Source organism: Halomonas sp. Ps84H-12 (assembly GCF_024124725.1).
GTDB classification, from domain to species: domain Bacteria; phylum Pseudomonadota; class Gammaproteobacteria; order Pseudomonadales; family Halomonadaceae; genus Vreelandella; species Vreelandella aquamarina.
Window position 1 is genome coordinate 25,244 of sequence record NZ_JAMXSJ010000006.1, and the last position, 12,813, is coordinate 38,056.

The window sequence follows — 12,813 nt, forward strand, 5'->3', positions numbered from 1 at the left end:
TTACGCTGTGGGGCGACGTTTCAGGGTGGTGCGACGATCGTGATAGGCAATGGCCAGACCGCTGCACATGATCAGCGCGCTGCCTACCCAGACCCAGACGTCCGGCAGTTCTCCCCAGAACCACCACCCCAGCAGCACGGCCCACAGCATGGCGGTGTAATCGAAGGGCGCCGCAATGGCGGCGGGCGCATGGCGAAAGGCCAGGGTGATGAACGCCGTGGCCCCCACCCCCAGCACCCCGGAGGCGGCAAAGCCCAGCCAGTGCCAGGGATGGGGCGTTTGCCATACCCAGGGCAGGCTGAGGCCCGTCAGTACCAGCGGCACGGCCGTCATGTAGAACACCATGGCCCACAGGTGCTCGTTGGCGCCATAGCGCCGCGCCGTGACCATCATCAGGGCATAAAATACCGCTGCGGCCAGCATAATCATGGCGCCTAGTTGAAACGCATCTCCGCCCGGGCGAACTACAATCAGCACACCCACAAAGCCTACCAGTGATGCTACAAGCACTGGCGGATCAATACGCTCACCTAAAAGCGGCACGGATAGCAGCGTGACAAATAGCGGTGCGACAAACGCAATGGCGGTGGCTTCTGCCAGCGGCAACAGGGTTAGCCCCCACACAAAGCACACCATGGTGGCGGTGTAGATCAACCCACGCAGCAGGTGAACGCCTGGCCGCTTGGTGCGCAGCTTACGTAGCCCGCCGCCAAAATAAGCCAACAGAGCAATGAGCGGTAACGATACCAGCGTGCGGAAAAAAATAATTTGTATCGGGGAGTGCACCGCCCCTAACCACTTTGATACTGCGTCCCCTAGTGCTAAAAACAGCACGCCTAAGCACATGCAAAGTATGCCTTTTAAGGATGGCGTCATAAACATGCTCCTTGTGTTGCTATTGTTATGGTCCTACTCGGATATCATCGACATACAATAAAAAGCCCCGCCAACGTACATTAGCGGGGCGGTGAACCACTGCGGTGGTTAAAGGCTTGCGTTGACCACCATACAATCCATGCCCTGCGCCTGAAGCGTTTGGCAAGCTTGCCGCGCCTGGGATTCGTTCAGCGAGACGACACGGGCGCGAAATACTGTCGTGGGCCCCTGAAGCGGATCGATGGCAACGCGGCCTCCCACGCTCGTTGGCAGCTGCTGCGCGGCTTGGCGAGCCAATTGTTCAGCTTGGGCCGCCTGGCTAAAGGCACCTACTTGAATGCCCCAGCCAGCAGAGGCCATTTGCGCAGTGGGAGGTGCCGTCGCCAGCACGCGCTCCCGCTCAATAAAGGCTTGCAGTGGATCTTGCGAGGCAGCTTCTGGTGCCTCCTCACGTGCGGCCTCCGCTTGGAGAAGCTGGGCCTCAACGGTTTGTGCCGGCGTACTGTTAGACATGGGCCGTGTGGGTGATAGCGACGTGGCGGAGATATTAGCCATCATCGGTTGTGAGCGAGGCTGAGTAAGCGGTTGGGCTGGTCCTGCAAACCCCATAAACTCACTTGAGAAACTGGTATCAGCAAGCCATGAGCGTTGATCTCTTAGCGACGCACGCATAAAGCTGCGGTCTAGCAGATCTGCCATATGGGTATCACGGGAAGAGGAACTGAATCCACCCATCACTACGGCTACCATACGGCGGCCATCATGGACAGCAGTGGTGGCCACGTTAAAGCCTGAGGCGCGAATGAAACCAGTTTTTAAGCCATCGGCCCCTGGGTAGTCACGCACCAATCGGTTGTGGCTGGTATGGCGAGTACCGCGGTAGGTGAACTCCTGCAAACCGAAATAGTGGTAATACTGGGGAAAGTCCTGCATCACCCGCACCGAGAGCGTCAACATATCTCGCGCGGTGGTGATTTGCAGATCATCCGGTAAGCCCGAAGCGTTGCGGAAGGTAGTGGCATTCATGCCCAACTCACGCGCCTTCGCCGTCATCAGGTTCGCAAAGCGTTGCTCGCTGCCTCCTAGTGCCTCTGCCACCACGACCGCCACATCGTTGGCAGAACGCACGGCTAGCGCACGAATCGCCGTATCCACAGGAATGGAGCTACCGGCCGACAGCCATAGTTTGGTCGCCGGCATGGCAGCCGCCTGAGCAGAAACGGGCAACGGCTGATCGAGGCTTAGCCTTCCCTCCTCCAGCGCTTCGAATGTTAGGTAGAGCGTCATCATTTTCGTGAGCGACGCAGGATAGCGTGGCTCGTCAGCATTTTCAGCGTATAGCACTTCGCCGTTTTCGAGATCCACAACGATGCCTGCATAACGAGGATTCGCCTGGGCGTTGGCGCTACCCATCAGCGTCATCATCAGCATGACCAGTAGCCAGTGCGCCGCCCAAACCGCTGTGCTCACTCCCCGTGTTGTTGCCATACCGACCTCTTACTGATTGATCACACTGCCCGACACTTGGCCATTCATACGGCTGCTGCATTAGCCTAGCATGCCTTATCGTTAAATTGATCTTCCCATAGAGCATTCATCTCGATAAAGCAGCGGAAAAAGCGCAGATATAAAAAAACCGACCCCAAAGGGTCGGTTTTCATTGTGCCTACCAGAAGGAGCAGCGCTTATTCAGCGACGGCTTCTTCTTCAGCCACCGGGCGGTCTACGAGCTCAACGTACGCCATGGGCGCGTTGTCGCCGGTGCGGTAACCGCACTTGAGAATACGGATGTAACCACCCGGACGCTCGGCGTAGCGCGGACCCAGCTCGTTGAACAGTTTGCCGACGGCTTCTTTGGAGCGCGTACGAGCAAAGGCCAAACGGCGGTTTGCAACGCTATCCTGCTTTGCCAGGGTGATCAGCGGCTCGATAACGCGACGCAGTTCCTTGGCCTTGGGCAGGGTTGTCTTGATGACTTCATGTTCGACCAGCGAGACAGACATGTTCTTGAACATGGCCTGACGGTGCGAGCTGGTACGATTCAGATGACGACCACTCTTACGATGACGCATGGTTGTGATTCCTTACCAAACTGGGACTCAAGTCGACGCTTACGCGGAGGCCTTGTCGTCCTTCAGGCTAGCGGGTGGCCAATTTTCCAGCCGCATGCCGAGGGACAAGCCGCGCGCTGCCAATACATCCTTGATTTCATTCAAGGACTTCTTACCGAGGTTCGGGGTCTTCAGCAGCTCCACTTCCGTGCGCTGAATCAGATCACCGATGTAGTAGATATTCTCGGCTTTGAGGCAGTTAGCGCTGCGTACGGTCAACTCGAGATCGTCTACGGGGCGCAATAGGATCGGATCGACGTGATCCTCTTCCTCTTCGACTTCCTGCTCTTTATCAGCTTCCAGGTCGACGAAGGCGGCCAGCTGCTCTTGCAGAATGGTCGCACTGCGACGGATAGCCTCTTCCGGATCCAGGGTGCCGTCGGTTTCCAGGTCGATAATCAGCTTATCGAGGTCGGTACGCTGCTCGACACGAGCGGCTTCGACCGAGTAGGAAACACGGCGAACAGGGCTGAAGGTGGCATCCAGCTGCAGGCGTCCAATCGCACGGGTCTCTTCATCAGAGCCACGAGCGTCAGCCGGTTCGTAACCACGACCCAGCGCGACCTTAAGCTGAATTTTCAGCTCGGCACCTTCATTGACGTGTGCAATGACATGGTCCGGGTTGACGATTTCGACGCTATGATCAAGCGCAATGTCGCCAGCGGTGACGACGGCTGGGCCCTGCTTGTTCAGCGAGAGCACCGCCTCATCGCGGCTGTGCATCTTGATCGCAACATCTTTCAAGTTCAGGAGGATTTCGATGACATCTTCCTGCACCCCTTCGAGCGCACTGTATTCGTGCTCTACACCGGCAATTTCAGCCTCTACCACAGCGGCGCCGGGCATGGATGAAAGCAGAATGCGACGAAGTGCATTCCCCAGGGTGTGACCAAAGCCGCGCTCGAATGGTTCGAGGACGATTTTGGCATGATGTGCGCTGATTTCTTCGACCTTGATGTCGCGAGGACGAAGAAACTCTGTCACTGAACGCTGCATATGAACACCTTTCAGGCTGCCAAACGGATACTGAGTACTCTAAAGCACAATACTCAAGAGCATCTGGGCGGTTAGCTTTGCTATCCCGCCCAGGCCTCAAGAAGCAGAAACGTACATCAAACTGCTTACTTGGAGTACAGCTCGACGATCAGGTTTTCGTTGATGTCGGCAGTCAGGTCACCGCGTTCAGGCAGAGCCTTGAAAGTGCCTTCCATCTTCTTGGCGTCGATGTCGATCCAAGCGATGTCGCCACGGTTGGCCGCAATGGTCAACGCGTTTTGAATACGGGCTTGGTTCTTCGCCTTTTCACGGATAGCGACCACGTCACCGGGCTTCACTTGGTAGGAAGCAACGTTAACGGTGCGGCCATTCACGGAAATCGCCTTGTGGCTGACCAGCTGACGCGCTTCAGAGCGAGTCGAGCCGAAGCCCATGCGGTAGACGACGTTGTCCAGTCGGGATTCGAGCAGCTGCAACAATACTTCACCGGTCGCACCTTTCAGGCGAGCGGCTTCTTTGTAGTAGTTGCGGAACTGCTTTTCGAGTACGCCATACATACGGCGTACTTTCTGCTTCTCACGAAGCTGCAAGCCGTAGTCGGAAAGACGCTGACGACGCTGGCCGTGTACACCCGGGATCTGCTCGGATTTACACTTCTTCTCGAAGGGAGTCACGCCACTCTTCAGGAAGAGATCGGTGCCTTCACGGCGAGACAATTTGCACTTAGGTCCAATATAACGAGCCATGAATCTGTCTCCTTAAACGCGGCGTTTCTTAGGCGGACGGCAGCCATTGTGGGGAATGGGCGTCGCGTCTACGATGCTTTGCACGCGGAAGCCGGCGGCATTCAGTGCGCGCACGGCGGATTCACGGCCGGGACCGGGGCCTTTGACCAGCACGTCTACGTTTTTCACACCATACTCGGCTGCAGCAGTCGCTGCACGTTCGCTTGCTACTTGCGCAGCGAACGGGGTGCTCTTACGAGAACCACGAAAACCCGAACCACCGGCAGTTGCCCAAGAGAGAGCATTGCCCTGGCGGTCTGTGATCGTCACGATCGTGTTGTTAAAAGAGGCATGGATATGCGCAACGGCATCCACTACCTGCTTTTTAACCTTTTTACGGTTACTACGCGGGTTAGCCATGTTGATGTCTATTCCTGTCTATACGCTGGCTCTCTATGAAAGAGCCTGCGTGTTATTTGCGGATCGGCTTACGCGGGCCCTTACGGGTACGCGCGTTAGTCTTGGTCCGCTGACCACGCAGCGGAAGACTACGACGATGACGCAGACCACGGTAGCAGCCTAAGTCCATGAGACGCTTGATGTTAAGCGTGACATCACGACGAAGGTCGCCTTCTACGGTGAACTTACCAACTTCAGAACGCAGGGTATCCAGCTCATCGCTGGACAGGTCTACGATCTTGGTAGTCGGCGCGATACCGGCAGCAGCACAAATGTGCTTAGCACGAGTACGGCCAATCCCGAAGATATAGGTCAGCGAGATCGCCGCATGCTTGTTGTCCGGGATATTGACGCCTGCAATACGGGCCATCAGCTTACTCCGAAATTTGAGCGGCTTGCTCGTTTAATCATCTACAAAAGGCGCAACAGCATACCCCTTTATAAGCCCTAAGGCAAGGGGTATGCCGGCACCCGCTTAATACAGCCCAGGTTTAGCCCTGACGCTGTTTGTGCCGCGGCTCGATGCAAATGACGCGAACAGCGCCATTGCGACGAATAATCTTGCAGTTACGGCACATCTTCTTTACGGAAGCTCGAACTTTCATCGTTCTCTCCAATTCGCAACGGCGCGCCTCAGCGCATGATGCCGCCGCTACCGTAGCCTTTCAGGTTGGACTTCTTCATCACTGAGTCATATTGATGCGACATGAGATGCGACTGCACCTGGGCCATGAAGTCCATGATGACCACTACCACGATCAGAAGCGACGTACCGCCAAAGAAGAACGGGACGTTCCACGCTACGATCAGGAACTGGGGCATCAAGGAAACCGCAGTGATATACAAGGCACCGAACAGAGTGAGACGCGTCATCACTTTGTCGATATAGCGAGCGGTCTGCTCGCCGGGGCGAATGCCCGGCAGGAAGGCGCCTGACTTTTTCAAATTGTCAGCCACATCCTTGGGGTTGAAGACCAGCGCTGTGTAAAAGAAGCAGAAGAATACCACTGCCGCCGCGAAAAGCAAGATGTAAAGCGGTTGGCCAGGGCCTAACGCTTGTGATGCACGCTGCAACCACTCCATCCCTTCGCCAGCCCCTACCCACTGACCGATCGAAGCCGGAAAGAGGAGGATGCTAGAAGCAAAGATGGCTGGAATAACACCCGCCATGTTCACCTTCAAAGGCAAGTAGCTGCTTTGGCCTGCATACATCTTATTGCCGACTTGACGTCGCGGATAGTTCACTTTGAGGCGGCGTTGACCGCGCTCGATGAACACCACGAACGCAACGGTGGCAATACCTAGCACTGACAGCGCTAACAGCGGAAGAACATTCCAGGCCCCTTCATTGCGAGCAAGCTCGAACGCTTGCCCCACGGCACTGGGCAGCCCAGCGACGATCCCCGCGAAGATCAGCAGCGAAATACCGTTGCCAATGCCCTTCTCGGTGATCTGCTCACCTAGCCACATCATAAACACCGCACCCGACACAAACGTGATGATCGCAGTGAAATAGAAGCTGAAGTCAGCGCTGTAAGCGATGCCTTGGCTAGCCAGACCCACGGACATGCCGGTAGCCTGGACAAGTGCCAGTATCACCGTGCCGTAGCGGGTGTACTGGCTGATCTTGCGGCGGCCAGCCTCGCCCTCTTTCTTGAGCTGCTCAAGATGAGGGGAGACCGCAGTCATAAGCTGCATGATAATCGACGCCGATATATAAGGCATAATGCCCAAGGCGAGGACGCTCATGCGCTCCAGGGCGCCACCCGAGAACATGTTGAACATGCCTAGGATGGTGCCCTGTTGCTCCCTAAACAAGGCAGCAAGCTGGTCAGGATTGATACCGGGAACGGGAATGTGGGCACCAATACGGTACACCACGATGGCGAGGAGCACGAAGCGCAAACGCGCCCACAGTTCACCCAGACCGCTGCCCATCGCCGGCATATTTCCTGACTTGGCCATTTAGTCCTCTACCTTGCCGCCAGCGGCTACGATCGCTTCACGGGCACCTTTGGTGACCTTGATACCACGAACGGTAACCGCCTTATTCAGTTCGCCAGAAAGGATGATCTTCGCGTGTTGCGTAGCATCCTTCAGCACGTTGGCTTGCTTCAGGGTTTCCATGGTGACTTCGTCACCTGCAACCTTGGCAAGCTCGGCCAGGCGTACTTCTTCAGATACCAGCGACTTAGCAGACGTGAAGCCGAATTTCGGCAGACGACGCTGCAGCGGCATCTGACCGCCTTCGAAACCAGGCTTGACGCTGCCGCCACTGCGTGATTTCTGACCTTTGTGGCCACGGCCACCGGTCTTACCAAGACCGGAACCGATACCACGACCAACGCGCTTTTCAGCGTGTTTGGAGCCCGGTGCCGGGCTCAGGGTATTGAGTTTCATGGATTACTCTCCCTCAACGCGCACAAGGTAGTTAACCTTGTGGATCATGCCGCGTACGGCAGGGGTGTCTTCCAGCTCAACCGTATGACCGATGCGACGCAGACCCAGGCCTTTCATAGTAGCCTTGTGCTTGGGCAAAACGCCGATGGTGCTGCGGATCTGGGTAACCTTGATCGTTGCTGCCATGGTGCCTTACCCCGTGATCGCTTCGACAGACAGACCGCGCTTAGCGGCCACGTCTTCCGGTGCTTGCATGGAGGAGAGACCTTTGACAGTCGCTCGTACCACGTTAACCGGGTTGGTGGAACCGTAGCACTTGGCCAGTACATCGTGGACACCGGCTAGCTCTAGTACAGAGCGCATGGCGCCACCGGCGATGATACCGGTACCTTCGGAGGCTGGCTGCATGTACACCTTGGAAGCGCCGTGACGGGCTTTGACCGGGTACTGCAGTGTGTTGCCTGCAAGGTTGACCTTGACCATGTTGCGACGAGCCTGGTCCATCGCTTTCTGGATTGCGACCGGCACTTCACGCGCCTTGCCACGACCGAAACCGACACGACCTTTACCATCACCAACGACGGTCAGTGCGGTGAAGCCGAAAATACGACCACCCTTGACCACCTTGGCGACGCGGTTGACCTGCACTAACTTCTCTTGCAGATCGCCGCTTTGCTGTTCGTTCTTCGCCATCGTAAAACCCTTTAGAATTCCAGGCCGCCTTCACGAGCGGCGTCGGCCAGAGCCTTGACGCGACCGTGATACTTAAAGCCAGCACGGTCGAAGGCCACCTGGGTGATGCCTGCTTCTTTAGCGCGCTCAGCAATCAGAGCACCGACCTTAGAGGCCGCGTCTGTGTTGCCAGTCGCACCCTCGCGCAGTGCTTTGTCCAGCGTAGAAGCACTGGCTAGCACTTTGCCACCATCCGGCGAGATAATCTGCGCGTAGATGTGACGCGGGGTACGGTTGACGCACAGGCGATACACGCCCAGCTCGCGGATCTTGGCGCGAGCGCGGCGGGCACGACGGAGACGAGATTCTTTCTTCGCGTTCATAACCCTGCCTTACTTCTTCTTGGCTTCTTTGCGACGCACCTGCTCGTCGGCGTACCGAACACCCTTGCCTTTATACGGCTCAGGCGGACGGAAGGCGCGGATTTCCGCGGCGCACTGACCGAGCACCTGCTTGTCCGCGCTTTTCAGCACGATCACGGTGTTTTTCGGCGTTTCCGCTGTAACACCCTTAGGCAGTTCGTAGTCGACCGGGTGCGAGAAGCCCAGTGAAAGATTGAGCGTCTGGCCCTTAGCTTGGGCACGATAACCGACGCCAACAATTTCGAGAGTTTTTGTGAAACCCTCAGATACGCCCGTGACCAGGTTCTGAACCAAGGCGCGGGTAGTACCGGCCATTGCCCAGCTCTTGGCAGACTCACTCGGGGCGAAGGTCAGCTGGCCGTCTTCTTGAGCGATCACCACGTCTTGGTGAATGGTCATAGACAGCGTGCCCTGGCCGCCTTTGGCGGTCAGCTGGCCAGCGTCGATTTTGATGTCGACACCAGCAGGCACTTTAACCGGATATTTCGCTATGCGGGACATTCCAGCCTCCTAGAATACGGTGCAGATGACTTCGCCACCGACGCCTGCTTGGCGCGCGGCACGATCGGTCATGACACCATTAGAGGTGGTGACAATCGCGATACCCAGACCATCGGCGACCTTAGGCAGGTTGTCTTTGCCTTTGTACTGGCGCAGAGACGGCTTGGAAACCCGCTGAATGTGCTCGATAACCGGCTTACCCTCAAAGTACTTGAGAGTAACGGTCAGCTCGGGTTTAACGCCTTCAGCCACCGTAAAGTCGGTAATGTAGCCTTCTTCCTTTAGCACGCGGGCCACTTCGACTTTCAGCTTGGAGGACGGCATGGTAGCCGTCTCCTTGGTGGCCATCTGCGCATTGCGGATACGGGTAAACATATCCGCCAGAGTGTCTTGCATGCTCATTTAATGTGCGCTCCTGATGATTCTACGTAGCGTTACCAGCTGGACTTCTTCAGACCAGGGACGTCGCCACGCATGGCGGCTTCACGCAGCTTGTTACGGCCGAGACCGAACTTGTTGTAAAAACCGTGCGGACGGCCAGTCACGCGGCAGCGGTTACGCTGACGCACCGGGCTTGAGTCGCGCGGCAGTTGCTGCAGCTTCAGCGTCGCCTCGAAACGATCTTCTTCAGAAGCGTTCACGTCCGAGATGATTTTCTTGAGCTCTGCGCGCTTAGCCGCATACTTCTCGACAAGCTGAGTACGCTTGAGCTCACGCTCTACCATACTTTTCTTAGCCATGATCCAACCCTTATTTCTTGAACGGGAAGTTCAGTGCAGCTAGCAGCGCACGGCCTTCCTCGTCGGTGTTGGCGGTAGTAGTGATAGTGACGTCCAGCCCCCGAACGCGATCGATCTTATCATACTCGATCTCCGGGAAGATGATCTGCTCACGCACACCCATAGAGTAATTGCCGCGACCGTCAAAAGACTTCGGGTTAAGACCACGGAAGTCACGCACGCGGGGAATCGCAATGTTTACCAGGCGGTCCAGGAAGTCCCACATACGCTCAGAGCGCAGTGTCACTTTGATACCGATCGGCCAACCTTCGCGCACCTTGAAGCCCGCGATAGACTTGCGTGCCTTAGTCACCAGCGGCTTCTGACCAGAGAGCTTCTCCAGGTCGCCGATGGCGTTGTCGATCAGTTTTTTATCACTGACCGCTTCGCCGATACCCATGTTCAGAGTCACTTTCGTGATCCGGGGTACCTGCATTACGTTGGCGTAGCTGAACTGCTCTTTGAGTTGAGCCACCACCTCGTTTTGATAACGTTCTTTCAAGTTCGCCATTTTGCTACCCGACTCGCGTTAGGCGTCGATCTGCGTCTGCGTCGACTTGTAGATACGTACCTTGGTACCGTCTTCCTTAACTTGGAAGCCGACGCGATCCGCCTTACCGGTCTCCGAATTGAAGATGGCTACGTTGGACGCGTGAATCGGAGCCTCACGCTCGACGATACCGCCCTGATTACCCGCCATGGGATTGGGCTTGGTGTGACGTTTGATCATGTTCACACCAGACACCACGAAGCGGTTTTCTAGTACCCGCTTAACGGTGCCGCGCTTGCCCTTATCCTTCCCGGCGATGACGATGACTTCATCGTCACGTTTGATCTTTTGCATATCCGCCTCGCTCCTTACAGCACTTCAGGCGCTAGGGAAATGATCTTCATGAACTTCTCGTTACGAAGTTCACGAGTTACCGGCCCGAAGATACGCGTGCCGATCGGCTGTTCGTTGGTGTTGTTCAACAAAACTGCCGCATTTCCATCGAAACGGATCAGCGAACCGTCACTACGACGGACGCCACTACGGGTGCGAACGACTACCGCTTTCAGCACTTGGCCTTTTTTGACCTTACCGCGCGGAATAGCTTCTTTCACCGTTACTTTAATGACGTCACCAACGCGGGCGTAGCGACGGTGTGAACCGCCTAGCACCTTGATGCATTGCACCCGGCGCGCTCCGCTGTTGTCGGCGACATCCAGCATTGTCTGAGTCTGAATCATCGGTTTTCTCCAAACCTAATCTGACTGCACTGGTTGGGCAGACCTAGGAATTAACCTTTGGCCTGCTCGACCACCTCGACCAGCGTCCAGGCTTTCTTCTTGGAAAGCGGACGGCACTCCTGAATGGAAACCGTATCGCCTGCCTTTGCCTGGTTCGCCTCATCATGGGCGTGCAGCTTGGTGGAGCGCTTAACGTATTTTCCGTAGATCGGGTGACGCTCACGACGCTCGATCATAACGACGATGGACTTATCCATCTTGTCGCTGACCACCTTGCCGGTCAGCGTACGTGTTTTTTTCTCTTCGGCCATCTCAATCACCTGCCTTCTCGTTGAGCACAGTCTTAACGCGGGCGATATCCCGACGGACCTGCTTGAGCAGATGAGTCTGGCTCAGTTGGCCTGTGGCCTTCTGCATGCGCAGGTTAAACTGCTCGCGGAGGAGCTCGAGGAGCTGCTCTTTGAGCTCTCCTACGGACTTTTCACGAATTTCCTGGGCTTTCATCACATCACCGTCCGTTTCGCAAAGGTGGTGGACAGGGGCATCTTCTGGGCGGCCAGTTCAAATGCTTCACGGGCCAGCTCTTCGGATACACCTTCAATTTCATAAAGGACCCGACCCGGCTGGATCTGGGCTACCCAGTACTCAACTGAACCTTTACCCTTACCCATACGAACTTCGAGCGGCTTCTTGGAGATCGGCTTGTCAGGGAAAACGCGGATCCAGATCTTACCGCCACGTTTAACGTGACGTGTGATCGCACGACGGCCTGCTTCGATCTGGCGCGCAGTGATGCGGCCACGACCGGTTGCTTTGAGACCGTATTCCCCGAAGCTGATCTTGCTTCCGCGATGCGCCAGGCCACGGTTGCGGCCTTTCATCATCTTGCGGAATTTCATACGCTTGGGCTGTAACATCGACTCGCTCTCCCCTTACCTGGAACCTTTCTTCTTGGGCGCGTTGCCGGCAGGCTGCTGTTGCTTAGCCTTGGCACGTACTTCCTCGATACCGCCGAGGATTTCACCCTTGAAGATCCACACTTTGACGCCGATAACGCCATAGGTGGTGTGAGCCTCAAAGGTGGCGTAGTCGATATCAGCACGCAGGGTATGCAGCGGAACGCGACCTTCGCGGTACCATTCGGTACGTGCGATTTCGGCACCACCCAGACGACCTGACAGCTGAATCTTGATGCCGCCAGCGCCAAGACGCATTGCGTTTTGTACCGCGCGCTTCATCGCACGACGGAACATAACGCGACGCTCAAGCTGACCCGCTACGTTAGCAGCAACCAGCTTGGCATCCAGCTCCGGCTTGCGAACTTCTTCGATGTTCACATGAACCGGAACACCCATCATCTCGGTGAGATCGCGACGCAAACGGTCGACATCTTCACCTTTCTTACCAATCACGATACCCGGACGGGCAGTGTGAATGGTGATGCGGGCATTGTTAGCCGGACGCTCGATGTGAATGCGGCTAACGGAGGCGTTTTTCAGACGCTCTTCCAGGAAGCTGCGCACTTCGAGATCGTTGTTGAGCTTATCGGCATAGGCGCCGCGCTCGGCATACCAGACAGAAGCATGGTCTTTGACGATGCCCAGTCGAATGCCTGTTGGATTGACTTTCTGACCCATCTGGT

General features: G+C 56.3%; 23 protein-coding genes. All 23 read right to left on the reverse strand.

Features of this window, described 5'->3' with window-relative positions; translation table 11 throughout:
- The 23 genes from NH344_RS04335 to rpsC all read right to left on the reverse strand — a co-directional run bounded on the left by NH344_RS04335 (position 1) and on the right by rpsC (position 12,808).
- Positions 1–876: a DMT family transporter gene (locus NH344_RS04335; protein ID WP_044628817.1), complete on the reverse strand. Its 876-nt coding sequence runs from the start codon at positions 874–876 to the stop codon at positions 1–3.
- Positions 877–984: 108 nt separating this feature from the next.
- Complete coding sequence (locus NH344_RS04340) at positions 985–2,364, reverse strand: D-alanyl-D-alanine carboxypeptidase (protein WP_044628818.1); 1,380 nt, start codon at positions 2,362–2,364, stop codon at positions 985–987.
- 197 nt (positions 2,365–2,561) lie between these two features.
- Complete coding sequence (gene rplQ, locus NH344_RS04345; RefSeq protein ID WP_044628819.1) at positions 2,562–2,948, reverse strand: 50S ribosomal protein L17; 387 nt, start codon at positions 2,946–2,948, stop codon at positions 2,562–2,564.
- A gap of 39 nt (positions 2,949–2,987) precedes the next feature.
- Positions 2,988–3,983: a DNA-directed RNA polymerase subunit alpha gene (rpoA, locus tag NH344_RS04350; RefSeq protein ID WP_016915790.1), complete on the reverse strand. Its 996-nt coding sequence runs from the start codon at positions 3,981–3,983 to the stop codon at positions 2,988–2,990.
- A gap of 125 nt (positions 3,984–4,108) precedes the next feature.
- The gene (rpsD, locus tag NH344_RS04355) at positions 4,109–4,729 is read right to left on the reverse strand and encodes a 30S ribosomal protein S4 (protein ID WP_044628820.1); all 621 of its coding nucleotides are present in this window, start codon (positions 4,727–4,729) and stop codon (positions 4,109–4,111) included.
- A 12-nt stretch (positions 4,730–4,741) separates the two neighbouring features.
- Positions 4,742–5,128, reverse strand: a complete 387-nt coding sequence (gene rpsK, locus NH344_RS04360) for a 30S ribosomal protein S11 (RefSeq protein ID WP_009099028.1) — start codon at positions 5,126–5,128, stop codon at positions 4,742–4,744.
- Between the two features lie 52 nt (positions 5,129–5,180).
- The gene (rpsM, locus tag NH344_RS04365; protein WP_044628821.1) at positions 5,181–5,537 is read right to left on the reverse strand and encodes a 30S ribosomal protein S13; all 357 of its coding nucleotides are present in this window, start codon (positions 5,535–5,537) and stop codon (positions 5,181–5,183) included.
- A 121-nt stretch (positions 5,538–5,658) separates the two neighbouring features.
- On the reverse strand, positions 5,659–5,772 hold the full coding sequence (gene rpmJ / locus NH344_RS04370) for a 50S ribosomal protein L36 (RefSeq protein WP_009099023.1): 114 nt from the start codon (positions 5,770–5,772) through the stop codon (positions 5,659–5,661).
- A gap of 28 nt (positions 5,773–5,800) precedes the next feature.
- The gene (secY, locus tag NH344_RS04375; RefSeq protein ID WP_044628822.1) at positions 5,801–7,132 is read right to left on the reverse strand and encodes a preprotein translocase subunit SecY; all 1,332 of its coding nucleotides are present in this window, start codon (positions 7,130–7,132) and stop codon (positions 5,801–5,803) included.
- A complete protein-coding gene (gene rplO / locus NH344_RS04380; RefSeq protein ID WP_044628823.1) occupies positions 7,133–7,567 on the reverse strand; it encodes a 50S ribosomal protein L15 in 435 nt (144 codons plus the stop codon).
- A gap of 3 nt (positions 7,568–7,570) precedes the next feature.
- Positions 7,571–7,753 carry a 50S ribosomal protein L30 gene (gene rpmD, locus NH344_RS04385; RefSeq protein WP_009723888.1) on the reverse strand — a complete coding sequence of 61 codons (183 nt, stop codon included), beginning with the start codon at positions 7,751–7,753 and terminating at the stop codon, positions 7,571–7,573.
- A gap of 6 nt (positions 7,754–7,759) precedes the next feature.
- Positions 7,760–8,260, reverse strand: coding sequence for a 30S ribosomal protein S5 (gene rpsE / locus NH344_RS04390; RefSeq protein ID WP_044628824.1), 501 nt, complete (start codon positions 8,258–8,260; stop codon positions 7,760–7,762).
- 11 nt (positions 8,261–8,271) lie between these two features.
- Positions 8,272–8,622, reverse strand: a complete 351-nt coding sequence (gene rplR, locus NH344_RS04395; protein WP_044628825.1) for a 50S ribosomal protein L18 — start codon at positions 8,620–8,622, stop codon at positions 8,272–8,274.
- Between the two features lie 9 nt (positions 8,623–8,631).
- On the reverse strand, positions 8,632–9,162 hold the full coding sequence (gene rplF / locus NH344_RS04400; protein ID WP_044628826.1) for a 50S ribosomal protein L6: 531 nt from the start codon (positions 9,160–9,162) through the stop codon (positions 8,632–8,634).
- Positions 9,163–9,171: 9 nt separating this feature from the next.
- Complete coding sequence (gene rpsH, locus NH344_RS04405) at positions 9,172–9,564, reverse strand: 30S ribosomal protein S8 (protein WP_009723892.1); 393 nt, start codon at positions 9,562–9,564, stop codon at positions 9,172–9,174.
- 32 nt (positions 9,565–9,596) lie between these two features.
- Complete coding sequence (gene rpsN / locus NH344_RS04410; protein ID WP_044628827.1) at positions 9,597–9,902, reverse strand: 30S ribosomal protein S14; 306 nt, start codon at positions 9,900–9,902, stop codon at positions 9,597–9,599.
- A gap of 10 nt (positions 9,903–9,912) precedes the next feature.
- Positions 9,913–10,452: a 50S ribosomal protein L5 gene (gene rplE / locus NH344_RS04415; RefSeq protein ID WP_044628828.1), complete on the reverse strand. Its 540-nt coding sequence runs from the start codon at positions 10,450–10,452 to the stop codon at positions 9,913–9,915.
- Between the two features lie 18 nt (positions 10,453–10,470).
- Complete coding sequence (gene rplX / locus NH344_RS04420) at positions 10,471–10,785, reverse strand: 50S ribosomal protein L24 (RefSeq protein ID WP_009723895.1); 315 nt, start codon at positions 10,783–10,785, stop codon at positions 10,471–10,473.
- Between the two features lie 14 nt (positions 10,786–10,799).
- Complete coding sequence (gene rplN, locus NH344_RS04425) at positions 10,800–11,171, reverse strand: 50S ribosomal protein L14 (protein WP_009723896.1); 372 nt, start codon at positions 11,169–11,171, stop codon at positions 10,800–10,802.
- 50 nt (positions 11,172–11,221) lie between these two features.
- Positions 11,222–11,482 carry a 30S ribosomal protein S17 gene (rpsQ, locus tag NH344_RS04430; RefSeq protein WP_009723897.1) on the reverse strand — a complete coding sequence of 87 codons (261 nt, stop codon included), beginning with the start codon at positions 11,480–11,482 and terminating at the stop codon, positions 11,222–11,224.
- Position 11,483: 1 nt separating this feature from the next.
- Positions 11,484–11,675, reverse strand: a complete 192-nt coding sequence (rpmC, locus tag NH344_RS04435; RefSeq protein ID WP_044628829.1) for a 50S ribosomal protein L29 — start codon at positions 11,673–11,675, stop codon at positions 11,484–11,486.
- Entirely contained in the window at positions 11,675–12,088 is a 414-nt protein-coding gene (rplP, locus tag NH344_RS04440; RefSeq protein ID WP_007112000.1) for a 50S ribosomal protein L16, read from the reverse strand. Before rplP ends, rpmC begins: the two co-directional genes overlap by 1 nt.
- A 15-nt stretch (positions 12,089–12,103) precedes the next feature.
- The gene (rpsC, locus tag NH344_RS04445) at positions 12,104–12,808 is read right to left on the reverse strand and encodes a 30S ribosomal protein S3 (RefSeq protein WP_044628830.1); all 705 of its coding nucleotides are present in this window, start codon (positions 12,806–12,808) and stop codon (positions 12,104–12,106) included.
- Positions 12,809–12,813 lie beyond the last annotated feature (5 nt).